This is a genomic window from Mesobacillus maritimus (assembly GCF_019749255.1).
Taxonomy (GTDB): domain Bacteria; phylum Bacillota; class Bacilli; order Bacillales; family Cytobacillaceae; genus Mesobacillus_B; species Mesobacillus_B maritimus_A.
Genome location: NZ_JACWFH010000008.1, coordinates 197951 through 222805, shown reverse-complemented (window position 1 = coordinate 222805; position 24855 = coordinate 197951). Strand labels below are relative to the sequence as shown.

Sequence of the window (24855 nt, the reverse complement as noted above, 5' to 3'; positions counted from 1 at the left end):
ACTATCAGAATTCTGCAAGTTCTCTCATTGCTTTTTCAACTTTATCAGGGTTAACCATAAAGAATTTTTCCATAGTTGGTGCATACGGCATAGCCGGAACATCCGGTCCTGCTAGACGCTTAATTGGAGCATCCAATTCAAATAAGCAATTCTCTGCAATAATCGCAGAAACCTCGCTCATGATGCTTCCTTCTTTATTATCTTCTGTTAAAAGGAGGACCTTTCCTGTCTTCGAAGCCGCCTCAATAATGGCCTCTTTATCTAAAGGATAAACTGTCCGCAAATCAAGAATATGGGTAGAAATCCCATCCTTTTCCAGTCTTTCAGCAGCTTGTAAGGCAAAATGAACACATAATCCGTAAGTGATAACGGTAAGATCTTCCCCTTTTCGCTTTACATCTCCCTTTCCAATTGGAAGAACATAATCGTCACTTGGAACTTCGCCTTTGATGAGGCGGTAAGCTCGCTTATGTTCAAAGAACAATACAGGATCATCGTCGCGAATCGCCGCCTTCAGTAATCCCTTAACATCATAAGGAGTTGATGGCATTACTATTTTTAATCCTGGCTGATTTGCGAACACTGCTTCTACCGACTGAGAATGATACAATGCACCATGAATTCCTCCACCATAAGGAGCCCGAATCACCATTGGACAATTCCAGTCATTATTGGAACGGTAACGAATTTTTGCAGCTTCTGAAATAATTTGGTTAACCGCAGGCATGATAAAATCAGCAAATTGCATCTCCGCTATTGGTCTCATACCATACATCGCTGCACCTATCCCGACACCTGCAATAGCTGATTCCGCTAAAGGAGTGTCAATGACACGTTGTTCCCCAAATTTTTCATAAAGGCCGGCAGTTGCCTTAAACACTCCACCTTTTTTCCCTACATCTTCTCCGAGGACAAAGACGTTCGAATCTCTTTCCATTTCTTCTCGAATTGCCTGTGTAACTGCTTCTATATAAGAAATGACCGCCATAATCGTTCCCCCTTACTCTTTAGCGTAAACATATTTTAATGCTTGCTCTGGATCCGCATACGGTGCATTTTCCGCATAATCTGTCGCCTCGTTAACCAGTTTCATGACTTTCTCGTTGATTTCTTTTTCCTTCTCATCATCTAGTACACCGGTCTCTTTCAAATAGGCTGCAAAGGTGATGATTGGGTCCTTCGTTTTAGCCTGCGCCACTTCATCTGGTGCTCGATAACTCCGGTCATCGTCATCGGAGGAATGAGGTGTTAATCGGTAGGAAATCGTTTCAATTAATGTAGGGCCTTCACCTCTCCGTCCCCTTTCAGCAGCCTCTTTCACAGCTTTATAAACCTCAAGAGGGTCATTCCCATCGACTGTAAAGCCCGGCATTCCATAACCAATGGCACGATCAGACACCTTTTCACATGCTAGTTGCTTTTCAAGTGGCACTGAAATGGCATATTTATTATTTTCACACATGAAAATAACGGGCAATTTATGCACACCAGCAAAGTTTGCTCCCTCATGAAAATCTCCTTGGTTGGAAGAACCCTCGCCAAAACTTGTATAAGCGACTAGATTTTCACCCTTCATTTTGCCTGCTAGCGCAACACCAACAGCATGAGGAACCTGCGTGGTTACCGGGGAAGATCCAGTAACAATTCGATTCTTTTTCTGGCCAAAATGACCAGGCATTTGGCGTCCACCTGAGTTAGGATCTTCTGCTTTCGCAAACCCTGATAACATGATTTCTTTAGGAGTCATCCCAAAGGTTAAAACAACACCAAGATCTCGATAATAAGGAAGAACATAATCTTTTTCGCGGTCAAGTGCAAAAGCTGCGCCAATTTGTGCGGCTTCCTGACCTTGACACGAAATCACAAAGGGAATTTTTCCTGCACGGTTTAAAAGCCACATACGCTCATCAATCCGACGTGCTAGGAGCATTGTTTCATACATTCCCAACACCTGGTCATCACTTAAACCAAGCACCTGATGACGGTTTTCAACCATTCTTTATACCTCCTTGAAATATCAGTCCTTTTTCTATCCATCAAGAGTGAAACTTACGCATGAATCGCTTTCCCATCTACTGCTAAAGCTGCCTCGCCTATTGCTTCGGATAGGGTAGGATGCGGGTGAATCGTTTTTGCGATTTCCCAAGGTGTAGCATCTAAAACCTTTGCAAGTCCCGCTTCTGAGATCATATCTGTAACATGAGGTCCAATCATATGTACCCCAAGAAGATCATCTGTATCTTTATCAGCCACAATTTTTACAAATCCATCTGACTCTCCAAACACAAGTGCCTTTCCAATCGCTCTAAACGAGAATTTTCCTGTTTTCACCTGGAAGCCTTTTTCCTTTGCTTCTTCTTCCGTTAGCCCTACACTCGAGGCTTCTGGAGAACTATATATACATTTTGGAACAAGCGAATAATCAATCGGTTCAGGGTTGTTTCCTACAATATGTTCAACTGCACATATCCCCTCATGTGATGCAACATGCGCTAATTGTAAACCCCCAATGCAATCGCCAATACCATAGATATGAGACTCTTTTGTTTGATAAAATTCATTTGTTACAATCGTGCCTTTCTCAACTTGGATATCGGTGTTTTCGAGTCCAATTCCCTCGATATTTGCCTGACGCCCTACTGATACCAATAATTTCTCTGCACGAAACTCCTTCTGTCCACTAGAATGTTCTGCACAAATTCTCACATCATTTTCTTTTTGAAGAGTTTCTGGCAGCACCTTTGCATTCGTGATAATTTTTATTCCCTTTTTCTTCAACAACCGATGCATTTCACGTGAGATTTCTTTATCTTCAGTTGGGAGAATGGTGTCTGCGTATTCAATCACCGTAACTTCAACACCAAAGTCACACATCATCGAGGCCCATTCAATCCCAATCACTCCTCCGCCAACGATTAAAATCGATTTAGGCAATTGCTCAAGAACTAACGCCTCATCAGAGGTAAGGATAAATTCCCCATCTACCTCAAGACCAGGTAGCGTCCTCGGTCTTGAACCTGTTGCGATGATGACGTTTTTAGGGATAAGCATCTCGTTATCCTGACCATTGTTCATTTCAACGGATATCGTTCCGGGCATAGGCGAGAAAATGGACGGTCCTAGAATTCTCCCCATTCCTTGGAACACATCGATTTTCCCTTGTTTCATCAAATGCTGTACACCTTTATGCAATTGTTCAACAATTCGATTCTTCCGCTCCTGAACTTTATTAAACTGAACTTTCACTTCGCCAGTAATAACCCCAAACTCTTCACTATTTTTTGCTGTTGAAAATACTTCTGCACTTCGTAGTAGAGCCTTACTTGGGATACACCCTTGATGAAGACAAGTACCACCTAGTTTTCCTTTTTCCACAATTGCTGTTTTTAACCCAAGCTGTGAAGCTCTGATTGCTGCAACGTAACCGCCCGTGCCACCACCTAAAACTACTAAGTCATATTCTTCAGCCATAATGTCCTCCTATTAAAAAACATTTGATTCCTAACCTGGGTACTCTTTCCCATCCTCTTCTCCACGCAACACCCGTAATGCCCCTTCTGCAAGTGCTTGTAATTCATTTTCCCCAGGATGAACAATCACATCGGCAATCCAATTCACTCTTTCAGAAATCTCATTCACAAACTTATGGGCAAATGCAAGCCCTCCTGTTAAAACGATTGCATCAACTTTGCCAAAGAGAACTGCACTTTGAGCACCAATTTCCTTTGCAACCTGATAAGCCATGGCTGAATATACGAGACTCGCTTTCTCATTGCCCTTTCCAATCATTTGTTCAACCTTAAGAGCGTCGTTTGTGCCTAGGTAACCGACAAGTCCACCTTGCCCAACTATCTTCTTTAAAATTTCGTCGCGATAAAATTCTCCGGAATAGCATAAATTTACAAGGTCCCCTGCTGGGACTGTACCTGCTCTCTCAGGACTGAAAGGTCCGTCTCCATTAAGCCCGTTATTCACATCAATGACTCGACCATTTTTATGAACACCAACCGTAATTCCACCGCCCAAGTGGGCAATGATGAGATTCAGTTCTTCATATTTCCTTCCTAATTCACTAGCGACACGACGTGCAACAGCCTTTTGATTTAGGGCGTGAAAAATACTTTTTCGTTTTATCAAGGAGAAACCGGAGACCCTTGCGATTTCATCTAGTTCGTCTACGACGACCGGATCAACGATATAAGAGGGAATATTTAAAGCGCTCGCAATTTCGTAAGCCAGAATACCTCCTAAATTGCTAGCATGTTGTCCAGAGTACCCCATTTTTAAATCCGCTAACATGGCTTCATTTACAACATATGTTCCACCTTGTATGGGACGCAGAAGACCCCCGCGTCCACACACAGCATTTAACTTAGAAACATTAATCCCTTGAGTATCGAGAGTTTCTAATATTGAAGCTTTACGAAATTCATATTGGTCAATGGTGGTTTCAAACGAGTCTAAAGTCTCACGATCATGACGAATACTTTGTTCAAAAAGCGGGACTTCATTCGAATATACTCCGATTTTTGTAGATGTTGACCCGGGATTAATAGCAAGGATACGATACTCCATATGGTGCAATTTTATTAAACCTCCAGTGAAATTAAACAAGCGAAGCTATGTCTATTTACTAAAAAAATATGGATGTTAACTTATAAAACTCTTAAGTTAAAACTTACGTCGACTTAAAATGTGATGCCCATTTTGCAAGAACTGACTGCGGGAATTTCGCATTCTCTCAATTCGTTCCTCTGCCATTCTGTCTGCTGCCATGTAAGTCGGGATTTGGTCTCGCTTAGCAATACCAATTACTTTTTCTATGTTTGTGTATATCTGTTCGACTTTTTTTAGTGCACGCTCTTGGTTATACCCATAGAGTTCATCCGCTACATTGATTACCCCACCAGCATTGATCACATAATCTGGGGCATAAACAATCCCCATCTCATGAATAATGTCACCATGCTTTGTATCCTTAAGCTGATTATTAGCTGCACCAGCAATAACCTTCGCTTTGAATTGTGGAATTGTCTTATCATTGATAACCGCCCCAAGTGCACATGGAGCATAGATATCACATTCAACACTATAAATTTCATCTGGGTTTACAACTTTGGCACCGAACTCCTCCGCCGCCCTCTGTACAGCTTCTTTATTTATATCGGTTACAATGAGCTGCGCACCTTCCTCATGTAAATGACGACATAGATTATATGCAACATTCCCTACCCCCTGTACCGCAACCACTTTGCCTTCTAGGCTATCGGTACCGAAAGCTTCCTTTGCAGCTGCCTTCATTCCGCGATAAACACCATAGGCTGTTACAGGGGATGGATTTCCCGAGGACCCGAATGCTGGGGAAATTCCCGTCACATAGTCGGTTTCCTCGTGAATCAGATCCATATCTGCAACGGTCGTACCGACATCTTCAGCCGTAATATAGCGGCCATTTAGACCTTGAATGTAACGCCCAAAAGCTCGGAACATTTCTTCATTTTTATCCTTCCGCGGATCACCAATAATGACTGTTTTTCCGCCACCGAGATTTAATCCCGCGGCAGCATTTTTATACGTCATTCCCTTTGCTAAGCGAAGGGCATCTTCAATTGCTGCTTCTTCTGAAGCATAGGTCCACATTCTGGTCCCTCCAAGAGCAGGACCTAAGGTTGTATCATGAATGGCAATAATCGCTTTCAAACCAGACTGTTTATCCTGACAAAATACTAATTGCTCATAATCATACTGTTCAAGGTAAGTAAAGATTTCCATATTGAATTCCTCCCCAGATTATCTTATATCGTTCATACTAGTAATAGATTCTATAGCAAGCGCAAGTGAATACAGCTTACTTTCTGCTGAGTCCGCCCTTGACGTTAAAACAATGGGCGCAGCTGCACCAGCTAGTACTGCTCCCACTTTAGCGTTCGCAAAGTAAACGAGAGACTTATACAAAACATTTCCTACTTCAATTGCAGGGACTAAAAGAATATCGGCATCTCCCGCCACCTCGCCTTTAACACCCTTATGTTCTGCAGCTATGGCTGAAATCGCGTTATCGAGTGCAAGCGGACCATCCACAATACAATTTTCAATTTGCCCTCGTCTATTCATTTGGGTTAAAACAGCTGCATCAATGGTTGCACTCATGGCTGGATTAACCAATTCAAGTGCAGCTAGTGGCGCAACCTTTGGCATTGTAATCCCTAATGCGTTAGCAACTGATACCGCATTCCGAATAATCTCTGCCTTTTGTTCGAGGTCAGGCGCTATATTCATGGCCGCATCCGTCAAAAAGATCCATTTTTTATAATTAGGCAATTCAAATACTGCAACATGCGACAGGACTCTCCCTGCCCTTAACCCATTCTCCTTATTTAAAACCGCTTTCAAAATAATCGAGGTCGAAAGATTTCCCTTCATTAACACCCGGGCTTTTTTATCATGAACAGATTTAACCGCCAAGAATGCCGCTTCTTCATCTGATTCTGTATGAATCATTTCAATTCCCGGATGTTGAATTAAACTTGGGTAAACATCTTCTAAAATACCTTCAACTTCCGGTTTGTTTCCAAACAAGAGAAAGTCTGCCATTCCTACTTCGATAGCCTTCGATACAGTCTCCAATATGTCAGGGGCTGCAGCTGCTGCGATTGCAATTGTCTGTTTGCTTTTTTTGGTTGCATTTTCAATAAGTTGATCAAAATCCATTTATCCTGTTTCAACCCTTTCCCAACTGTACCGAACCTCAATATCCCTATTGCAAGAAGTGTGCCAAATGCAATGAACCGTAAAGTCAGAAACTAAAAGAGTAAATTCCTGCAAGTTCTTTCTCGGTGTGCAATAATTTGCATGCCACATTATTCATACCCAAACTTTTCTAATTTGTAATATAGACTTCTCACAGAGATACCCAGGCACTTTGCGGCCAGTGTTTTATTGCCATTCACCTTTCCCAACGTATCCTTAATAATATTCATTTCATATTCGTGCAATTGGTTCGCAAGTGTTTCCACCTGAATGGAATCCGTCGAAGCAGCTTGATTGATTTCTATTTGTCCTCCAACAAATTCAGGGAGGTGGTATTCTTGAATTTCAAGCTCATGGTAGTTCATAAAAATAATCGCTCTCCCTAAAACATTTTCTAATTCCCGAACATTCCCTGGCCAGCTATAACTTAATAATTTCCGAGTCGCACTAGGTGAGACCTTCTCAATATTTCTTCCATAATCTTGGTTGATTTTATGAATAAGCCGGTCACATAAAAGGGGGATATCCTCTTTTCTCATCCGTAGTGGCGGAATATGGATTGGCATTCGATTTAGTCGATAATACAAATCCTCTCTAAATGTTCCATTCGCGATTGCCTTTTCTAAATTTATATTCGTCGCTGCAATTACACGGACATTAATCGGAATCGCTTTCGTTCCCCCAACTCGAACAATTTCTTTTTCCTGTAGAACACGGAGTAGCTTCGCTTGTGTATTCGCAGGAAGTTCCCCGATTTCATCTAAAAAAATACTACCGTTATTTGCTTCTTCAAAAAATCCCCGTTTCCCGCCACGTTTTGCCCCTGAAAAAGCTCCTTCTTCATAGCCAAATAATTCACTTTCAAGGAGAGATTCAGTAATAGCCGCACAGTTAACTCTAATAAATTTATTAAACTTACGATCACTTTCATTATGTATAGCATGAGCGAAAAGCTCCTTACCTGTTCCTGATTCTCCTCTAAGAAGGACAGTAGCCGGTGTTTTCGCACCAAGGCGTGCTTGTTCTATCGCAAGGTTCATTTCTTCTGAATTCCCAATAATATCTTCAAATGTATATTTCGCCTCTAGGGTTCGAATGATTTGTCTTGCCTTTATTAACTCACGGTTCAAGCTTTGAATTTCGGACATGTCATGGATTACCCCGACACTTCCTTTTAGTTTTCCATCAACAATGATTGGTGCTACATTAACAATTACTTCTTTTCGGTTTGGGCCGACCCGCATCGCCACACCTCGAACAGGTCTTCTTGTTTCAAGGACCTTCATGTGCATGCTTTCACCCTCATATATATCGGCTGTAGCAGGCTTCCCAATCACTTCCTCTTCGGTCAATCCAGTAATTCGACTATAAGCACGGTTTATCATAATTCCCCTGCCATTCTCATCCACAACTGAAATTGCCTCATCACTTGATTGAATGATTGCTTCTAGCATCGTTTGAATTTCTTTTAAATTCGTGATTTCTCCAGCAAGTCGAACAACTTCCGTGATTTCTTTAAATACAGCAAACGCACCAATTACACGGGCTTTTTCATCAATCATCGGAATACGGGTAGTAATTACTTTTAGTTCATTCTCTAAAGTTAATTCCTGGTTGGTTTCGATTCTTTTCGTTTTCATGATGTAGGGGAGACGGCTACTAGGAATCACATCATGTATATGTTTACCGATGACCTCCTCTGGGGATATACCAATTATTTTCGCAGCACTTCGGTTAAAAAGAGTAACCTCTGCAGCTGCATTCACCACAATCATTCCATCGCCACTTGAGTTAAAGATAAGGTCATGCTTATAGGTTTCATTTTTAAGTTGGTGAATCAACTCTTCCCTTTCTTCCATTAAAGTAGAAATCATATAGGCAACACCACCAGGCACAACAATGGTATCTTTTCCTCGAGCTTCATTTATACTCTTGAATACTTCGATATCCCCAGTGACCTCTATTACTAAGTCAATCGTATCTGTTAAAAAGTCTTGCCAATTTGCCCCAGTTGGAATCCCCAATTCTTTCGCACGTCTTATACCCGGGGCATTGGCGTTACGATCAATGACAGCAATTATTTGAGAGGTCTGCTGTAACATTCCTAATATCGCAAGACCACCTTTCCCTGCACCTACAATTAAAATCTTCTGCATATTCTCTCCCCCTATACTGAGAATAATTTTGCACACACGCACATATACACGTGCAATATTCTGCACACAACCATTCTATTCCTATTTCAATCCCTTGACAAATTTCTTCAATGTTTTATGATACTTTTGAAGGTAATACTTTAATTGAAGGGAATTACTATGGTCAGAATTATTGCACTTATTATAATGATAATACCTGGGGCACTCGCAGCCTACGGGGTTAAACTTATGCGGGATATGGTGTTTGGCATTTTACACCCCCCCTTTTCCCTTCTGTGGCTCCAATTTTTAATTGGACTCTTCCTATTTTTAGCTGGACTAGCTTTTATCGCTGGGTTCATCTTACGGCGTGACCGAAAAAGGAATAAAGTACAAGCAAGATTTCGAATTCCAACAGGAACGGACACAACAAAAGGTCGTGACGAATAGTCACGACCTTTTCATTATTTCCAGTCTTATTTGTACCCCCTTTAATGGATCATCTGTAATCATTGCGGAGCACCCCACTTTTATTAGCCTCTCCATTTCCGTTTCTTTATTCACTGTATAAGGCCGAACGGCAATACCTGAATCTATTGCCTGTTTAATAATTTGGTCTGGTGCGGCACGATAATGCGGGTGAAAACCACTAGAGCGGATTGATTTTGCATAGATCCATGGCATATAAAGACCTTCTGCTAATAATGGAGCTGTTTCAATTTCAGGTGCTAAGCTCGTCGTGTGAACCACACTGTAATGATTAAAAGAAGAGAAAATAATTCGACTTTCAAGCTGATAGTGCCTAACAAGAGCGATTACTTTCTCTTCCATCCCTTTATACGGAAATAAGCCATTTTTAAACTCAACATTGCACACCATTGAATTTCCCATTAGCCATTCAAAAACCTCTTTTAATAATGGAATTTTTTCTTTCTTGGATAATGATTTATTCTGATGCCCAGCATCAAGCTTCCTTATTTCCTGTGCAGTGAAGTCTTTAACAAACCCCTTCCCATCTGTTGTTCGATTTACCTTTTCATCATGGATTACCACTAGTTCTCCATCTCTTGTCATCTGTACGTCTAGTTCCAATCCATCCGCTCCCACTTTTTCTGCCTCCACAAAAGCAAGCATAGTGTTTTCTGGATAGAGGGAAGAATACCCACGATGGGCTAGAATAAGCGTCAAAAAACCACATCCTTAAAAGAGTTATCCAAAAGCTAAGGAAAACAAAGAAACATCCTTCTATAGCTAATTAGAGAAGGATGTTTCTTATAATTCCATCATACGGAAAATGATTTTAATTTATTCCTTGCCCTCTCAGGAAGCCTTATGCTCTAAGCGAAGTTTATCTGCAACCATTGCAATGAATTCGCTATTGGTTGGTTTTGCTTTTGACATACTAACCGTATATCCGAATAAAGAAGAAATCGATTCGATATTCCCTCTACTCCATGCCACCTCAATCGCATGACGAATTGCGCGCTCAACACGACTAGCCGTTGTATTGTACTTTTTCGCAATGTCAGGATATAAAACCTTTGTGATTGAACCAAGTAACTCAATATCATTAAAAACCATAGAAATTGCTTCTCGTAAATATAGGTACCCTTTAATATGTGCCGGAACACCTATCTCATGAATAATGCTTGTAATGCTCGCATCCAAATTTTTCGGTTTTTGCTCTGGTGCTGCTTTATAGCTAGTTAGTGGCTTACGCGAAGCCCCTTTTGCTTTACCGCTAACCTGACGAATATGGTTCCCTAGATTTTCCATATCAAATGGCTTTAAAATAAAATACGATGCACCAAGTTCTACAGCGTTTTTCGTAACATCTTCCTGCCCAAAAGCAGTTAGCATAATAACATGTAAATTGTTTCTACCCATCTCACGAAGCTTTTCAAGAACTGCTAAACCATCAAGATGAGGCATAATGATATCTAAAAGCAAAACATCAGGGTCCGCATCACCCAGCATTTCTAGGCAATCCTGCCCATTATGAGCTACACCCACAACTTCCATATCCTCTTGGGAAGAAATGTACTCTTCCAACAGTCCTACTAATTCCCGATTATCGTCTACGACGCAAACTTTTATTTTATTCACTTCCAAGGTTCCTCCTCTGTCCCAAATGTTCTCTCGTCTGTCCTATTAACTATTCTAAATGACTAATTCGACAATGCAACAGGAAATCCTTTTATTTTTTATATTTTCTTAAAAAAGGAAGTTTTTCTAGCATATGCTCTTATTTACTCTTTATTTCGACTTATTTCGCTTATTGACAAATGATTCAACGTGATTTTGTCGAATAATCTTTCCTTTTCCCATAAAAAGCGCCCTGCCCCATTAGGACAAGGCGCTTAACCCATGTTTATTTTACCTGTTTCTGCTTACTTAGTCACTATCTTTTATCACTTTAACTCGCATTTTCACGAGGTTTTTCATAAATATTAATTCCTGCTTCATTCAGCATCCATTCAATGTGTACCCCGTATCCACTTGTTGGGTCGTTAACGAATACATGGGTGACAGCCCCAATAACTTTTCCATCTTGGATAATTGGGCTACCGCTCATCCCTTGAACAATGCCCCCTGTTTTAGCTAAAAGCTTAGGGTCCGTTACTTTAATAACCATTCCCTTAGTAGCAGGAAATTTTTGCGGAATCGTGCTTACAATTTCTATGTCAAAAAGGTTCACTTTATCGTTTTCAACTACTGTTAAAATTTGCGCAGGGCCTTCCTTCACTTGATGTGAAAGAGCGATTGGCATCGGTTTATCAAGGATACCATTCTGAATACCTTCATTCAGTTCCCCAAATATCCCATAAGGGCTATTTCGTGTAATGTTTCCAATTACTTTGCGATCAGATGAAAACCGAGCAAGTTTTTCACCTGGATCTCCATTTGCACCTTTTTCAATAGAAGTCACCGTTGAACGAACAATTTGTCCATCTTCAACAACGATTGGCTTTTTTGTGTCCATATCGGAAATAACATGTCCCAATGCTCCATATTTGTGTGAATCAGGGTGGTAGAACGTCATTGTCCCAATTCCTGCAGCAGAATCACGAATGTAAAGCCCAAGCTTATACGTATTCTCATGTTCATCCTTTTTTGGTTCTAGGGTAGTCTCAATTTTTTTTGTTTCTCTCTTGATCACAACTTTCATTGGCTTGCCGGTTTTCCCTGCTTCTTGAACAAACGGACCAACATCGGCCATTTTTTCAATTCGCTTTCCATTTATTTCGGTAATGATGTCACCGACTTCAATTCCTGCGGTTTCACCAGGTGATACTTTTCCTTCAATCGTTTGTACCTGATGATGTCCTACTACAAGAACGCCTACTGTATTCAGTTTAACACCAATTGATTGTCCCCCAGGCATTACCTTGAAATCCTTTAATACATTAACATCCACCTTTTTTATTGGCAGACCTGCAAGTTCAAGTACCAATTCATCTTTACCTGGATCTCCTGCTTTGACTGAAACTGAATCATTATCCTGCTCCGTATTAATTTGTTTACTATTTGAATCAACACTTGCTGAGGCGGGGAGGGAGTTGGTAAGAGCGAACTCCTGACCTTCAAATAAAGTAATTTCCTTAGGGATTGAGATGTAATCCTGTACAGGTTTCGAAAAACCCATAACAATTAATGAAACAAGGAGAATTCCACCAATAACTCTTCTGAGAAATTCTTTTTTCAATCTTTTCACTCTCCTCGCTTCTAGTTCACACACATCTTATGGCTACAGTTTTAATTTTGCCTTGACGCCTATCATTTATAACCGGAAGAAAATAAAAAAGCTATCCAATAATTGATAGCTTTCATTTTGCGGTCTTCATGTATTGAGCCATATTAAGCAATTCTTCTGCATGTTGCCTTGTTAAATCGGTGATTTCAACACCAGAAATCATCCTGCCAATTTCACGAATTTTTTCTAAATCTGTCAGAGGTGCCACAGAAGTCCTAGTACGCCCATCCTGAATTTCCTTATTTATATAAAGATGTGTATCCGACATCGCGGCCACTTGAGGCAAATGCGAAATACATAAAACCTGCGAATTTTTTGCCACTTTATAAATTTTTTCTGCAATTGCTTGGGCAACTCTTCCACTTACACCTGTGTCCACTTCATCGAAAATAATCGAAGTGACTCCCTGATGTTTTGAAAAAATGCTTTTTAACGCCAACATAATCCTCGATAATTCCCCACCAGAGGCAATTTTAGACAATGGTTTTAATGGCTCACCAGGGTTTGTGGAGATATAAAATTCTATCTTGTCCCCACCATTTCTCATAAATTGATTCCCATGGTTTTCAATTTTCACTTCAAAAACAGTCTTACCCATATAGAGCTCTTTTAATTCCTGATGGATAAGGCTGGTTAGTTCTTTCGCCCACATCGCCCTTGCTTTGTGAAGATTTAAGGCTTCTATTTCTAAATCCTTTTTAAAAGAAGCTAGTTCTTTTTCCATCTGGCCAATGTGAACTTCTTTATTTTGAAGGGTTTCAATTTCCCCCTCAATTCGTGCTGCATATTCCAAGATATCGGAAATGGTTTGTCCATACTTCCGCTTTAACTGATTTATTTCAGTCAGTCTGTCCTCAATATCGTTTAATCGTTGAGGATCAAATTCTAGTATATCCAATTCACTGCTTAATACCCTAGCTGCATCCTCAAGAATATAGAAACAATTGGTAACAGACTCATGTAATTCCTTATACTCTGGATTAATATCAGCCGCATTTTCAAGATGATCCATAACCATCCCAATCCAATCAAGACCTCTTTGATCTCCTTTTAATGCAGTATAGCCTGATTGAATACTTTCAAAGATTTTTTCGAAGTTATTCAGTTTTCTCTTTTCTTCTGTTAATTCTTCATCCTCATTCAACTTTAATTCTGCAGACTGAATCTCCTCATATTGAAATTGAATTAAATCCAGACGATGAGCAATTTGTTGCTCATTTTCACTAAGGTTTTTTAACTTTTTCAGCGTGTGTTCATAAGACTTAAAAACCGCTTGATATTCGGATAAAGCTGGATAAATATCCTTAGCACCAAATTGATCTAACAAATTGATATGTTTTGTTTCATCCATTAGTTCCTGGTGTTCATGCTGACCATGAATATCAATTAGCGTTGAGCCAATTTCACGCAGTATAGCGATTGTCACTAACTTCCCGTTCACTCTACAGATACTCTTTCCGTTTTTAGAAATATCTCGACGCAAAACAATCATTCCATCTTCAACTTCAATCCCAAATTCCTTTCCTTTGGCATAGCAAGGGTGGGTTTCAGAATCAAGAAAAAATAAGCCTTCTATTTCAGCTTTATCTTCACCATGACGAACAAACTCCGCTGAACCACGTCCTCCCACGAGAAGGTGGACTGCGTCAATAATGATTGACTTCCCTGCACCAGTTTCTCCTGTCAAAACCGTTAATCCCTTTTGAAAAGAAACAGAGAGGGACTCGATAATAGCAAAATTTCTAATTGATAATTCGCTTAGCAAACCATGTCACCTCTTCTTAAAGCATCTCGAGAAAACGATTTTTTATTATTTCTGTATCTTCGTTCGTTCGACAGATAATCAGGATTGTGTCGTCACCGCAAATCGTACCGAGTATTTCTTCCCAATCAAGTTTATCGATTAAAGCTCCAATCGCATTCGCATTCCCTGGCATGGTTTTCATCACTAATTGATTTGAAGCATTATCTATCCGAACAAATGCATCCATTAAAGATCGTTTTAATTTTTGAAGTGGATTAAATCTTTGATCTGCTGGAAGACTATACTTGTATCTTCCATCAATGAGAGGCACTTTCACTAAATGTAATTCTTTTATATCTCGTGATACTGTTGCTTGTGTAACATTGAACCCATCCTGCTTTAGACGGTCAACTAGCTCGTCTTGAGTTTCAATATCTTCATTCGCAATTAGTTCACGAATTTTAATATGACGCTGTCCTTTATTCATCAATATCACCTCTAGTAATACGAAAACATAATAATAAACTACTTCCTATGTTAGCTGATTTTCCGACAATGTACAATCATCATTCGTTGTCATTCTACAAAGTCAACTACAGTTTAATCTTTTTGTCCCTTGATATGTAACATGTGAACGAATCTCTTTCCATGCACTTCGGTTTTCACAGGGGCTGCCTGTCGGAGAACCGTAGGACTTTAGAACCTCCCCCGATTATCTTCGGCCCAAATTAAATACGTCGTCTGCAAATTCCACACAAGATTCTTTCCAAAATAAAAATTGCCGAGAAAAAGTTTCTCGACAATCTTAAAACAGGCTAGTCCTGTTCTTCTGTTCGTTTTGTTTTCAGTTCACTATGTGCTTGGGCAACAACCTGCGAAGGTTCCAAGGCTAGTAGTTGGTCTCCCGGTCCTTCAGTCGATTTCAGGCTTAAATGAAGCAAAAATTCTATGTTCCCATCCCCACCCGTTATAGGGGAAAAGGATAAATCTTTAACATTAAAACCGGATTTCAATGAAAGTTCAATAGTATTTTCTAGCACAGACAGATGGACTTTAGGGTCCCTCACAATCCCTTTTTTTCCTACTTGGTCCCGACCAGCCTCAAATTGTGGTTTTACCAAGGCAACAACACTACTACCAGGAACTAGCAGGTTTTTTAGTACTGGCAATATTAATTTTAAGGAAATAAAACTAACATCAATCGTTGCGAACTCTGGCATGCCATAAGTCAAATCGGATGCTGTCACATAGCGGAAATTTGTTCGCTCCATAACCACCACTCGATCGTCCTGCCGTAACTTCCATGCAAGTTGATTATAACCTACATCCAAAGCGTACGACAGCTTTGCCCCATTCTGTAGAGCGCAATCTGTAAAGCCGCCAGTAGAGGAACCAATATCTAACATAATCTTATCTTTCACATCAAGATCAAAGACCTTTAAGGCCTTTTCTAGCTTCAGACCTCCTCTACTAACATAAGGAAGAACATTCCCTTTTACAGTTAGTGGGATATCGGCATTTACTTTTTCTCCCGCCTTCTCCAAACGCTCCTCGTTTGAAAAGACAAGCCCTGCCATAATGGCTCGTTTTGCCTTTTCCCGCGTCTCCACAAGACCTCTTTCTACAAGCAGCACATCTAAACGTTCTTTTCTAATTTTCATTCCTTACGCCCTTTTTTCTTTTTGCCTAGCAAGCTTTGTCACTTTTTCAACGACAGCTTTTGTCGTCAGATTAATTTCTTCTAGGAGTTCATCTACATTTCCATGTTCAATAAATTTATCTGGAATGCCAATCCGGTCAATTCGCGCTTCATGGAACCCTAGTTCATTTGTCGTTTCGATAATAAAACTACCGAATCCACCTTGAAGCATAGCCTCTTCAACTGTTAATATTGGCATTTTTCTTTCCAGTAAATTAGTAAGCATTGGAAGATCTAACGGTTTCAAAAAGCGACAATTAATCACCTTTACAGATGTCCCTTTTTTCTCTAACTGCTCTGCCGCTTCTAACGCCATTGGAATTGTTGTCCCAAAGGTTAGGATCGCCGCATCTTCCCCATCTTTAAGTTCTTCCCATGTTCCAATAGGGATTTCTTTTAACTCTTTATCCAATGGAACACCTAGGCCGTTTCCACGTGGAAAACGAAGAGCGATTGGTCCATCATCGTATTTTAAAGCTGTATGAACCAGATGCTGTCCTTCATTCTCATCCTTCGGCATCATTAGAACAAGATTCGGAAGGTTTCTTAGGAAGGCTATATCAAAGACCCCTTGATGGGTCTCACCGTCAGCACCAACCAGACCCGCACGGTCGATTCCTATAAAAACATTTAAGTTTTGACGGCATATATCATGGACAACCTGATCATAGGCCCGCTGCAGGAATGTCGAATAAATCGCTAAGAATGGTTTCATTTTTTGTGTGGCAAGACCTGCAGCAAAGGTTGCTGCATGCTGTTCGGCAATCCCGACATCAAACATGCGGTCTGGAAACTCTTTTGCAAATCCTTCCAATTTAGAACCTACAGGCATCGCCGGAGTAATGGCAACCACTCGGTTATCTTCCCTCGCCACTCTTCGGACAGTCTCACTTACTAAGGAACTCCATGCTGGTGCAGTGTTAGCGGATTTTACAAAATCACCGGTTTCAGTTTTATACGGGCCAGTTCCATGCCAGGTCCCAATTTTATCATTTTCAGCAGGACGGTACCCCTTCCCTTTTTTCGTTAGGACATGAAGTAATACGGGACCATCATATTTTTTAGCATACGCTAAGTTTTCTAGCAAATCTTCATAATTATGGCCATCTACAGGACCCAAATAAGTAAATCCAAGCTCTTCAAAAAACATTCCTGGGACTAACATATACTTAAACGTGTCTTTAATTCTCTCTGCAGTGCCCGCAAGTTGATTCCCGACTGCAGGAATCTTTTTCAAGAGCAATTCAAGTTCATCCTTAGCCTTATTATACTTCCCTGCTGTTCTCATACGACCTAAGACATTATGGATTGCTCCAACATTCGGGGCAATCGACATTTCATTATCATTTAAAATAACGATCATTTTTTCTTTTTCATGTCCGATATGGTTTAAAGCCTCTAGGGCCATTCCACCTGTTAGAGCACCATCACCAATAATCGGAACAATATGCGATTTTTCTCCCTTTAGGTTCCTAGCTACAGCCATCCCCATCCCAGCAGAAAGAGAAGTTGAACTGTGTCCAGTTTCCCAAACATCATGTTCACTTTCTATCATCTTTGGAAAGCCACAAAGGCCTTTATACTTGCGTAAAGTATCAAATTGACAAGCCCGTCCAGTAAGGATTTTATGCACATAAGACTGATGTCCTACATCCCAAATAAGTTTATCCTTTGGACTATCAAAGCATTTATGCAAGGCAATGGTAAGTTCAACAACACCTAGATTAGGCCCAATATGGCCACCGGTTGTAGACAGCTTTTCAATTAAAAATGTTCTGATATCTTTACTTAGTGATTCCAACTCTTTGATGGAGAGATTTTTTAAGAACGAAGGGTCTTTTATTGATAAAAGATCCATTCCGGATCACTCACTTTCATTTCTGACTTAATAGCACGTTCATTTAGGTAATCAGGATGGATTATAGCATAATCAACCTTGTGGCTCAATGCCTTCCCTATTTATGAGTTCCTTAGCCCGATAAGGTCGGTTATTTGTTCTAGAAGAGTTGTATCCAATTCAGTAGTTGTTAGCGACTGTTTCGCCAGCTCTATATGTTCGGTTAATGCTTTCTTTGCTCCATCAAGTGATAGTAGCGATGGATAGGTATTTTTATCATTTCCGGTGTCACTACCTATCGGCTTTCCAACAACCTCTTCGGTACCTTCTAGGTCTAGGATATCGTCCCTTATTTGGAAAGCAAGTCCTATATGATGAGCAAATTTTGATAATTTTTCTTTAACACTTCGGTCCGCTTGTGCTATTTCTGCTCCGGCTAATACACTGTAAGCAAGTAAACGCCCTGTTTTATTGATATGGATATACTCTAGTTCCTTTAAAGTAAGCTTTTTTCCTTCGCCTTCCATATCAGCTACCTGACCCCCGACCATTCCTTCTGCCCCTGCAGCTTCTGAAAGGGAATTAATTAAAGCGAGCTTTACGTTTGCATCGGCGATGTCCGGACTAATACTTCCAATCATTTTAAATGCTAAAGTTAATAGTGCATCACCAGCAAGAATTGCGGTTGCCTCTCCATAAACTTTATGGTTGGTTGGCTTTCCTCTACGAAGGTCATCGTCATCCATACTTGGTAGATCATCATGGATCAAGGAATATGTATGTATCATTTCAATGGCAGCCGCCGTGTCAACACCCAATTCAGGTTTAATTCCAAACGCCTTTAAGGTGGCAAACAAGAGCAACGGTCTAATCCGTTTTCCACCCGCTTGAAGAGAATAAAGCATAGAATCTTTTAATGGCTCAGGTGCCACTAACTGAGTAACAGCATCTCCAAGGCGACTCTCAACTAGTGGTTTATAGCGACTTATGAACGTTTCGAGTAGGTCGGTTTGCAAAACTTATTCCTCCTCATTTATGGAGAAGTCAACAACCTGTCCATCATCCGTTAGAATTTGCGTAAGCTGTCCCTCTACATGTTTTAACTTATTATGACATAGCTTTGAAAGCTCCATCCCTTCTTTGTAAAAAGAAATAGCTTCTTCAAGAGGTACATCACCTTCTTCTAACTTTTCAACAATTACTTCTAACTTTTCCATGGCTTCCTCAAATGTTAATCCTTTTTCATCAGCCATTTCCTTCACTCTCCTCCACGTTTCTGACTATACAGTTGATTTGTCCATCTGATAGTTGGACCCGAATGGAATCATCCTTTTTAACTTGTGAAACCTTTTTAATTAACTTTCCATCTTCAGAGTACGAAAGACTATAGCCCCGTTCCATAATTTTTAATGGGCTTAGAGCCTCCAGCGTTGCAATGACAGCAGTAAATTCTTTTTGTTTTTCAGAAAGAATTCCTGTCATGGCCCTATCGAGTCTTTTCGTAAGGTGTAAGTGTTTATCCTTTGAAATCTTTAATAGTTCTTCAGGATGCCTTCGTTCAAGTCTTTTTGTTAATTGTAAGTGTTGCTCTGCTTTTGTTTCAGACAATTTACTTGCATTTCGTACAAGTGATTCTGTTAGGCGGTCAACTTGTTCTAGTTTTTGTTCATAAAGCCTTTGAGGATATCGAAAGGCGTAGGACTTCTTCAATCGATTGTATCTATTCTGTTGAGCAGACACTTTCTCTTTCATTGCACGGATCAATCTTGCTTGCCGGTTCAAGACTTTTTCCATTAAATCATCTATATGTGGAACGGCAAGTTCTGCCGCAGCAGTTGGAGTTGGTGCCCGCATATCTGCTACAAAATCAGCAATCGTAAAATCAGTCTCATGCCCGACCGCAGAGATGATAGGAATGCTTGATGCGAAAATAGCCCTCGCTACAGTCTCTTCATTAAAAGTCCATAATTCTTCAATTGACCCACCACCACGACCAACAATTAACACATCAATTTCTTGGTTTTTATTGGCCGCTTCAATCGATTTCACAACGGAGGGTGCCCCTTGTTCTCCTTGAACAAGAGCTGGAAAAATCAAGATATTTGCAATCGGGTATCTCCGCTTAATCGTAGTAATGACATCACGAATTGCAGCGCCTGTTGGCGAAGTAATGACACCGACGGTTTGAGGAAATTTCGGAAGCGCCTTTTTATATTGTTGCGAAAATAGCCCTTCCTTTTCAAGCCGTTCCTTTAATTGCTCATAGGCTAAAAATAAATCTCCTATACCTTCAGGTGACATTTCTTTCACGTATATCTGGTATTGACCACTCGGCTCATACACCGTTATATCTCCTTGAATCAACACCTTCATTCCGTTTTCCGGACGAAACTTCATTGATCGACTAAAGCTCGAAAACATCACAGCAAGAATTCGGGCTTTTTCATCCTTAAGTGTAAAATACATATGACCACTTGAGTGTTGCTTAAAGTTTGAAATCTCACCTTTTACATATATCCCCTGCAAATGTGGGTCAGCATCAAACTTCCTTTTTATGTATTTTGTTAATGCTGTTACAGTTAAATGATGTTGTTCTTTCATATAAAACCCCTGCCTATCGCTAAGTGCTGGCTGGTGTTGCCTATATCTCACACGTAAAATATTTATCATGCAGTAAAAAACTGCCTATATCTATTATAAGTTTTGGAACCCCATTCGTCACTATCTTGTGGAAAGGAGTAAACAAACTTGCCAGATATAGGCAGTATGATTAACTATTTGTTCTCTGGAGTTTGGAAAGGGAATCTCTAGCAGACTTTAACGTATTATACATTAACACCGTAATGGTCATTGGTCCTACACCACCAGGTACAGGTGTAAGATAGCCTGCCACTTCCTTGACCTCATCAAAAGCGACATCTCCACATAATTTCCCTTCGGAATTACGGTTTATTCCAACATCGATGACAACCGCACCTTGCTTTACATGGTCTTTCGTTATAAATCCTGCTTTACCAACAGCGGCAATGATAATATCAGCTGCCTGTGTCAATTTTTCAAGTCCTTTTGTTCTAGAATGACAATATGTAACTGTGGCATTTTCATTAAGTAATAATTGACCAACAGGCTTTCCAACAATATTACTCCGGCCAACAACGACAACATGCTTTCCTTCAAGTTCTATACCTGACTCCTTAAGTAAAACGAGAATTCCGTAAGGAGTACACGAGAGAAATGCTTCCTGACCGATCATCATTCTTCCAATATTTACAGGATGAAATCCATCAACATCCTTCTCTGGTGAAATGGTTTCTATTACTTTCATTTCACTAATATGGTCTGGAAGAGGAAGCTGAACAAGAATTCCATGAATCGAACCGTCTATATTTAACTGTTCAATTTTCCTCAGGAGTTCTTCTTCACTAACAGACTCATTGTACTCAATCAAGACTGAGTGCATGCCCAGTTCCTTACAGGTCTTTTGTTTACTTCTTACATAGGTTTGGGATGCCTGGTTATCCCCTACTAGGATTACAGCCAAACCTGGCGTTACTCCCGATTTCTTTAACTCTTCGACCTCTACAAAAATTTCTTGTTTTTTTCTTTTTGCAATTTCTTTTCCATTAATGATTTCTGCCGTCATGTCTACTCATCCCCTTATTCCCTTAAAGGACTAACCAGCGTTAGAATGAAGAGCAATTACAAAGCCTGTTTAACTTTTGATAGTACCCCATTGATAAATCTACTAGACTGGTCATCCCCATAAATTTTGGCTATTTCAATTGCCTCGTCCATAGCAACATTTGCTGGTACTTCTTCTTTACAATACATCAATTCATACACGGCTAGACGCAATATGCTTCTGTCCACATGAGCGAGACGTTCAATCGTCCATTTCTCTAAATGCTCTTTGATTATTTGATCAATCTCTTCTTGATATTGAATGACTCCTTCTACGAGCCCTGTTAAATACTGATCGTTCGGTTGATCTTCAAGGACATGTTGAATTGCCTCGCTTGATTCAACTTTACTGATATCGATTTGAAACAAGGCCTGTAATGCCTTTTCTCTTGCTGTTCTTCTTTTCATTATGTTCAAAACTCCTTTATGGTGTCAGCGCTCACTAACAAGATAATAGCATACCATTGGCATTATGCGAATGGCTTCTCTATTATTTTTACTATTATCAAGGAACTTAAACAGCTTGAATACAATTTGCTGAATTTTTTAACAAGGCTCTTTTCTGGAACTTTGTTGCACTTGCATAGCAACGACGATTATTTCAAGTTCATTTATTACCTATAAAATGAATTCAATTATAAAAAGACTGCAAACGTATTGAAGACCACATAACTAGCTGTTTTTACGCTAAAATTGGCTTTTGGATTATTAAAAAGTCTTTAACAGAAGACTATTAATAAATTTGAAAACAAAAAACCAAAGACAGAGAGACTGTCTTTGGTCTTCCTTTTACATATCTACTTCTAGTTCATTCTCAGGTTTCTGATTTTCAAATTGTATTCCTACAACATGAATGTTTACTTCTGACGCTTCAAGAGCGGTCATATTTAAAAGAGCCTGACGAATATTGTCCTGGATCTTTTGAGCAACGGTTGGAATGGATAATCCAAACTTCATCAAGCAGTAAACATCTACTTTGATGCCATCCTCTGCAAGTTCCACCCTAACCCCTTTGCCATGATTTTTTTTACCAAGACGTTCAACAACACCTGCCGCAAAGCTTCCACGCATTTGTGATACACCCTCTACCTCTGAAGCGGCAATCCCTGCAATGACTTCAATTACTTCAGGAGCAATTTCAACCTTTCCAAGACTGTTATCACCTTGACTCATTTCTAGTACACGCTGTTCACTCATTGCTTGCACCTCCTAATTTATTCTTCTGACATCACATCATACATTTCTAAAAACTTCGTATTAAACTGCCCTTCAACAAATTGCTCATGGCTAAGCAATTTTAAATGGAAAGGAATCGTAGTATGAATCCCTTCAATGACAAATTCGGACAACGCTCTTCGCATACGGCTAATCGCTTCCTCACGTGTACTTCCGTGAACGATAACCTTTGCAATCATCGAATCATAGTATGGTGGAATTGTATAACCCGGATATGCGGCAGAATCAACACGGACACCAAGGCCTCCTGGCGGAAGATACATTTTAATTTTACCAGCTGACGGCATAAAATTTTTGGATGGGTTTTCAGCATTGATCCGACATTCGATTGCCCAACCATTAAAAGTAACTTCTTCTTGTTCTAAGCTAAGCCTCTCTCCGGATGCCACTCTAATCTGCTCCTTAATGAGGTCGACTCCTGTTACCATCTCAGTAACAGGATGCTCCACTTGGATACGGGTATTCATTTCCATGAAATAAAATTGACGATTGCGGTAATCATATATAAATTCTACCGTGCCAGCGCCTGTATAAGCAACAGCTTTTGCAGCTTTTACTGCTGCATTTCCCATTTTTTCTCGGATTTCCTCGTCCAAAGCTGGAGATGGGGTTTCTTCAAGTAGTTTTTGCAGTCTCCTTTGGATGGAACAATCTCGTTCACCTAGATGAATGGTATTCCCATAATTATCGGCCAACACTTGAATTTCAACATGTCGGAAGTCCTCAATATATTTTTCAATATAGACTCCTGGGTTTCCAAAAGCTGTATTTGCTTCCTGTTGCGTAATATTAATCCCTTTAATAAGTTCTTGTTCGGTCCTGGCAACACGAATTCCTTTTCCGCCGCCCCCAGCAGTTGCCTTAATGATTACAGGATAGCCAATTTCACCCGCTAGTTCAACTGCTTCATCCGGACTGTTTATGATTCCTCTAGAACCTGGAACAATCGGAACACTCGCTTCACGCATCGTTTCTCGCGCTACATCCTTCGTACCCATTTTCTGAATTGCTTCTGGAGTAGGACCAACAAAAATGATGTTAACCTCTCTACATAGCTCTGCAAAATCAGCATTTTCGGCCAAGAATCCATAACCAGGATGGATAGCATCACAATCCGTTAACTTTGCGACGCTGACAATGTTTGTAAAATTTAAATAGCTATCCTTCGATGCTTTTGGTCCAATGCAGTATGCCTCATCGGCCAACTGTACATGTAGGGATTCTTTATCTGCTTCCGAATAAACGGCAACAGATTCAATCCCAAGCTCACGACATGCACGGATGATACGGACAGCAATTTCTCCTCGGTTCGCAATCAATAGTTTTTTTATCATGCCATTTACCCTCCTTATTCAGGCTTTACAAGGAATAAAGGCTGGCCATATTCCACAAGCTGTCCGTCCTTTACAAGTATCTCGACAATTTCACCATTCACTTCTGCTTCAATTTCATTAAATAGTTTCATTGCTTCGACAATACATACAATTGAATCCTTGCTAACCTTAGAGCCAGGCTTTACATAAACATCGGCATCTGGTGATGGTGATTGATAGAAGGTTCCCACCATTGGAGAAGTGATTTTATGTAAATTTGTTTCCTGAACATTTTCCTCTTTTGAAGTTTGTTTTTGCTCATCTACTTGTACTACAGGAGCTGCAGGAGCTGTTTGAACAGGTTGGATTGGCGCCGGTGTTTCTGTCACAACTCTCGCCGGCTCAACAATTACCTGTTGTCCAGCACTCTTCTTCTTCATTTTAATTTTCGAACCTTCGACCTCATAACTGAATTCATCAATGCTTGATTGATCGACTAGTTTAATTAATTCTCTGATTTCCTGTACTTTTAACATTTTACACACCCCTTGGTTAATTTTTGAGCAGACAATAGTAATAAGTAAAGTCTAAACGTTGTAAATTTAATTCGTTTTTTAAAAATAGGATAGGTGCTCACTTTTAATCTAGCCATACTGCATAAGTCTTTCTCGAAAGATAAAAGAAAGTCTAGCATCAAGCTCCTTAC

Annotated in this window: 23 protein-coding genes; 1 reads left to right on the top strand and 22 read right to left on the bottom strand. The window is 40.1% G+C overall.

What is annotated here, in order from left to right; translation table 11 throughout:
• Positions 1 to 4 precede the first annotated feature (4 nt).
• From H0185_RS06485 to H0185_RS06455, 7 genes are all read right to left on the bottom strand, one after another.
• The gene (locus H0185_RS06485) at positions 5 to 988 is read right to left on the bottom strand and encodes an alpha-ketoacid dehydrogenase subunit beta (RefSeq protein WP_221872332.1); all 984 of its coding nucleotides are present in this window, start codon (positions 986 to 988) and stop codon (positions 5 to 7) included.
• A gap of 12 nt (positions 989 to 1000) precedes the next feature.
• Complete coding sequence (locus H0185_RS06480) at positions 1001 to 1996, bottom strand: thiamine pyrophosphate-dependent dehydrogenase E1 component subunit alpha (RefSeq protein ID WP_221872330.1); 996 nt, start codon at positions 1994 to 1996, stop codon at positions 1001 to 1003.
• A gap of 53 nt (positions 1997 to 2049) precedes the next feature.
• Positions 2050 to 3471: a dihydrolipoyl dehydrogenase gene (lpdA, locus tag H0185_RS06475; RefSeq protein ID WP_221872328.1), complete on the bottom strand. Its 1422-nt coding sequence runs from the start codon at positions 3469 to 3471 to the stop codon at positions 2050 to 2052.
• A gap of 30 nt (positions 3472 to 3501) precedes the next feature.
• Positions 3502 to 4575: a butyrate kinase gene (gene buk / locus H0185_RS06470; RefSeq protein WP_425515817.1), complete on the bottom strand. Its 1074-nt coding sequence runs from the start codon at positions 4573 to 4575 to the stop codon at positions 3502 to 3504.
• 96 nt (positions 4576 to 4671) lie between these two features.
• Positions 4672 to 5772 carry a branched-chain amino acid dehydrogenase gene (gene bcd, locus H0185_RS06465; protein WP_221872324.1) on the bottom strand — a complete coding sequence of 367 codons (1101 nt, stop codon included), beginning with the start codon at positions 5770 to 5772 and terminating at the stop codon, positions 4672 to 4674.
• Positions 5773 to 5790: 18 nt separating this feature from the next.
• Positions 5791 to 6711 carry a phosphate butyryltransferase gene (yqiS, locus tag H0185_RS06460; protein WP_221872322.1) on the bottom strand — a complete coding sequence of 307 codons (921 nt, stop codon included), beginning with the start codon at positions 6709 to 6711 and terminating at the stop codon, positions 5791 to 5793.
• Positions 6712 to 6860: 149 nt separating this feature from the next.
• Positions 6861 to 8906, bottom strand: coding sequence for a sigma 54-interacting transcriptional regulator (locus H0185_RS06455; RefSeq protein WP_221872321.1), 2046 nt, complete (start codon positions 8904 to 8906; stop codon positions 6861 to 6863).
• 159 nt (positions 8907 to 9065) lie between these two features.
• On the opposite strand from H0185_RS06455, the gene H0185_RS06450 reads away from it, so the two are divergent.
• On the top strand, positions 9066 to 9335 hold the full coding sequence (locus H0185_RS06450) for a DUF2627 domain-containing protein (RefSeq protein ID WP_221872319.1): 270 nt from the start codon (positions 9066 to 9068) through the stop codon (positions 9333 to 9335).
• Here H0185_RS06450 and H0185_RS06445 read toward each other — a convergent pair whose 3' ends face one another.
• The 15 genes from H0185_RS06445 to accB form a co-directional block, all read right to left on the bottom strand.
• Positions 9336 to 10073 carry a glycerophosphodiester phosphodiesterase gene (locus H0185_RS06445; protein WP_221872318.1) on the bottom strand — a complete coding sequence of 246 codons (738 nt, stop codon included), beginning with the start codon at positions 10071 to 10073 and terminating at the stop codon, positions 9336 to 9338.
• A gap of 132 nt (positions 10074 to 10205) precedes the next feature.
• Positions 10206 to 11018: a sporulation transcription factor Spo0A gene (spo0A, locus tag H0185_RS06440; RefSeq protein ID WP_425515816.1), complete on the bottom strand. Its 813-nt coding sequence runs from the start codon at positions 11016 to 11018 to the stop codon at positions 10206 to 10208.
• A gap of 283 nt (positions 11019 to 11301) precedes the next feature.
• Positions 11302 to 12600, bottom strand: coding sequence for a SpoIVB peptidase (gene spoIVB / locus H0185_RS06435; RefSeq protein WP_425515813.1), 1299 nt, complete (start codon positions 12598 to 12600; stop codon positions 11302 to 11304).
• A 112-nt stretch (positions 12601 to 12712) separates the two neighbouring features.
• Positions 12713 to 14404 (bottom strand): DNA repair protein RecN, encoded by a 1692-nt coding sequence (gene recN / locus H0185_RS06430; protein ID WP_221872312.1) that lies wholly within the window; start codon positions 14402 to 14404, stop codon positions 12713 to 12715.
• Between the two features lie 16 nt (positions 14405 to 14420).
• On the bottom strand, positions 14421 to 14870 hold the full coding sequence (gene ahrC, locus H0185_RS06425) for a transcriptional regulator AhrC/ArgR (protein WP_221872310.1): 450 nt from the start codon (positions 14868 to 14870) through the stop codon (positions 14421 to 14423).
• Between the two features lie 328 nt (positions 14871 to 15198).
• Entirely contained in the window at positions 15199 to 16044 is an 846-nt protein-coding gene (locus H0185_RS06420; RefSeq protein ID WP_221872307.1) for a TlyA family RNA methyltransferase, read from the bottom strand.
• Between the two features lie 3 nt (positions 16045 to 16047).
• A complete protein-coding gene (dxs, locus tag H0185_RS06415; RefSeq protein ID WP_221872305.1) occupies positions 16048 to 17940 on the bottom strand; it encodes a 1-deoxy-D-xylulose-5-phosphate synthase in 1893 nt (630 codons plus the stop codon).
• Positions 17941 to 18041: 101 nt separating this feature from the next.
• Positions 18042 to 18935, bottom strand: coding sequence for a polyprenyl synthetase family protein (locus H0185_RS06410; RefSeq protein WP_246629048.1), 894 nt, complete (start codon positions 18933 to 18935; stop codon positions 18042 to 18044).
• 3 nt (positions 18936 to 18938) lie between these two features.
• Positions 18939 to 19172, bottom strand: a complete 234-nt coding sequence (locus H0185_RS06405) for an exodeoxyribonuclease VII small subunit (protein ID WP_221872303.1) — start codon at positions 19170 to 19172, stop codon at positions 18939 to 18941.
• Positions 19165 to 20520, bottom strand: a complete 1356-nt coding sequence (gene xseA / locus H0185_RS06400; protein ID WP_221872301.1) for an exodeoxyribonuclease VII large subunit — start codon at positions 20518 to 20520, stop codon at positions 19165 to 19167. Before xseA ends, H0185_RS06405 begins: the two co-directional genes overlap by 8 nt.
• A 169-nt stretch (positions 20521 to 20689) precedes the next feature.
• Positions 20690 to 21562 (bottom strand): bifunctional methylenetetrahydrofolate dehydrogenase/methenyltetrahydrofolate cyclohydrolase FolD, encoded by an 873-nt coding sequence (folD, locus tag H0185_RS06395; protein ID WP_221872299.1) that lies wholly within the window; start codon positions 21560 to 21562, stop codon positions 20690 to 20692.
• A gap of 56 nt (positions 21563 to 21618) precedes the next feature.
• Positions 21619 to 22008, bottom strand: a complete 390-nt coding sequence (gene nusB / locus H0185_RS06390) for a transcription antitermination factor NusB (RefSeq protein ID WP_221872297.1) — start codon at positions 22006 to 22008, stop codon at positions 21619 to 21621.
• A 381-nt stretch (positions 22009 to 22389) separates the two neighbouring features.
• Entirely contained in the window at positions 22390 to 22797 is a 408-nt protein-coding gene (locus H0185_RS06385; protein WP_221872295.1) for an Asp23/Gls24 family envelope stress response protein, read from the bottom strand.
• A 17-nt stretch (positions 22798 to 22814) separates the two neighbouring features.
• Entirely contained in the window at positions 22815 to 24170 is a 1356-nt protein-coding gene (gene accC / locus H0185_RS06380) for an acetyl-CoA carboxylase biotin carboxylase subunit (RefSeq protein WP_221872293.1), read from the bottom strand.
• A gap of 14 nt (positions 24171 to 24184) precedes the next feature.
• A complete protein-coding gene (gene accB, locus H0185_RS06375) occupies positions 24185 to 24685 on the bottom strand; it encodes an acetyl-CoA carboxylase biotin carboxyl carrier protein (protein WP_221872292.1) in 501 nt (166 codons plus the stop codon).
• Positions 24686 to 24855 lie beyond the last annotated feature (170 nt).

Coding starts and splice junctions, on each gene's coding strand:
- H0185_RS06485 (WP_221872332.1), bottom strand. CDS start 988: ATGGCGGTCATTTCTTATATAGAAGCAGTTACACAGGCAATTCGAGAA.
- H0185_RS06480 (WP_221872330.1), bottom strand. CDS start 1,996: ATGGTTGAAAACCGTCATCAGGTGCTTGGTTTAAGTGATGACCAGGTG.
- lpdA (WP_221872328.1), bottom strand. CDS start 3,471: ATGGCTGAAGAATATGACTTAGTAGTTTTAGGTGGTGGCACGGGCGGT.
- buk (WP_425515817.1), bottom strand. CDS start 4,575: ATGGAGTATCGTATCCTTGCTATTAATCCCGGGTCAACATCTACAAAA.
- bcd (WP_221872324.1), bottom strand. CDS start 5,772: ATGGAAATCTTTACTTACCTTGAACAGTATGATTATGAGCAATTAGTA.
- yqiS (WP_221872322.1), bottom strand. CDS start 6,711: ATGGATTTTGATCAACTTATTGAAAATGCAACCAAAAAAAGCAAACAG.
- H0185_RS06455 (WP_221872321.1), bottom strand. CDS start 8,906: ATGCAGAAGATTTTAATTGTAGGTGCAGGGAAAGGTGGTCTTGCGATA.
- H0185_RS06450 (WP_221872319.1), top strand. CDS start 9,066: ATGGTCAGAATTATTGCACTTATTATAATGATAATACCTGGGGCACTC.
- ahrC (WP_221872310.1), bottom strand. CDS start 14,870: ATGAATAAAGGACAGCGTCATATTAAAATTCGTGAACTAATTGCGAAT.
- H0185_RS06420 (WP_221872307.1), bottom strand. CDS start 16,044: ATGAAAATTAGAAAAGAACGTTTAGATGTGCTGCTTGTAGAAAGAGGT.
- dxs (WP_221872305.1), bottom strand. CDS start 17,940: ATGGATCTTTTATCAATAAAAGACCCTTCGTTCTTAAAAAATCTCTCC.
- H0185_RS06405 (WP_221872303.1), bottom strand. CDS start 19,172: ATGGCTGATGAAAAAGGATTAACATTTGAGGAAGCCATGGAAAAGTTA.
- xseA (WP_221872301.1), bottom strand. CDS start 20,520: ATGAAAGAACAACATCATTTAACTGTAACAGCATTAACAAAATACATA.
- folD (WP_221872299.1), bottom strand. CDS start 21,562: ATGACGGCAGAAATCATTAATGGAAAAGAAATTGCAAAAAGAAAAAAA.
- nusB (WP_221872297.1), bottom strand. CDS start 22,008: ATGAAAAGAAGAACAGCAAGAGAAAAGGCATTACAGGCCTTGTTTCAA.
- H0185_RS06385 (WP_221872295.1), bottom strand. CDS start 22,797: ATGAGTGAACAGCGTGTACTAGAAATGAGTCAAGGTGATAACAGTCTT.
- accC (WP_221872293.1), bottom strand. CDS start 24,170: ATGATAAAAAAACTATTGATTGCGAACCGAGGAGAAATTGCTGTCCGT.
- accB (WP_221872292.1), bottom strand. CDS start 24,685: ATGTTAAAAGTACAGGAAATCAGAGAATTAATTAAACTAGTCGATCAA.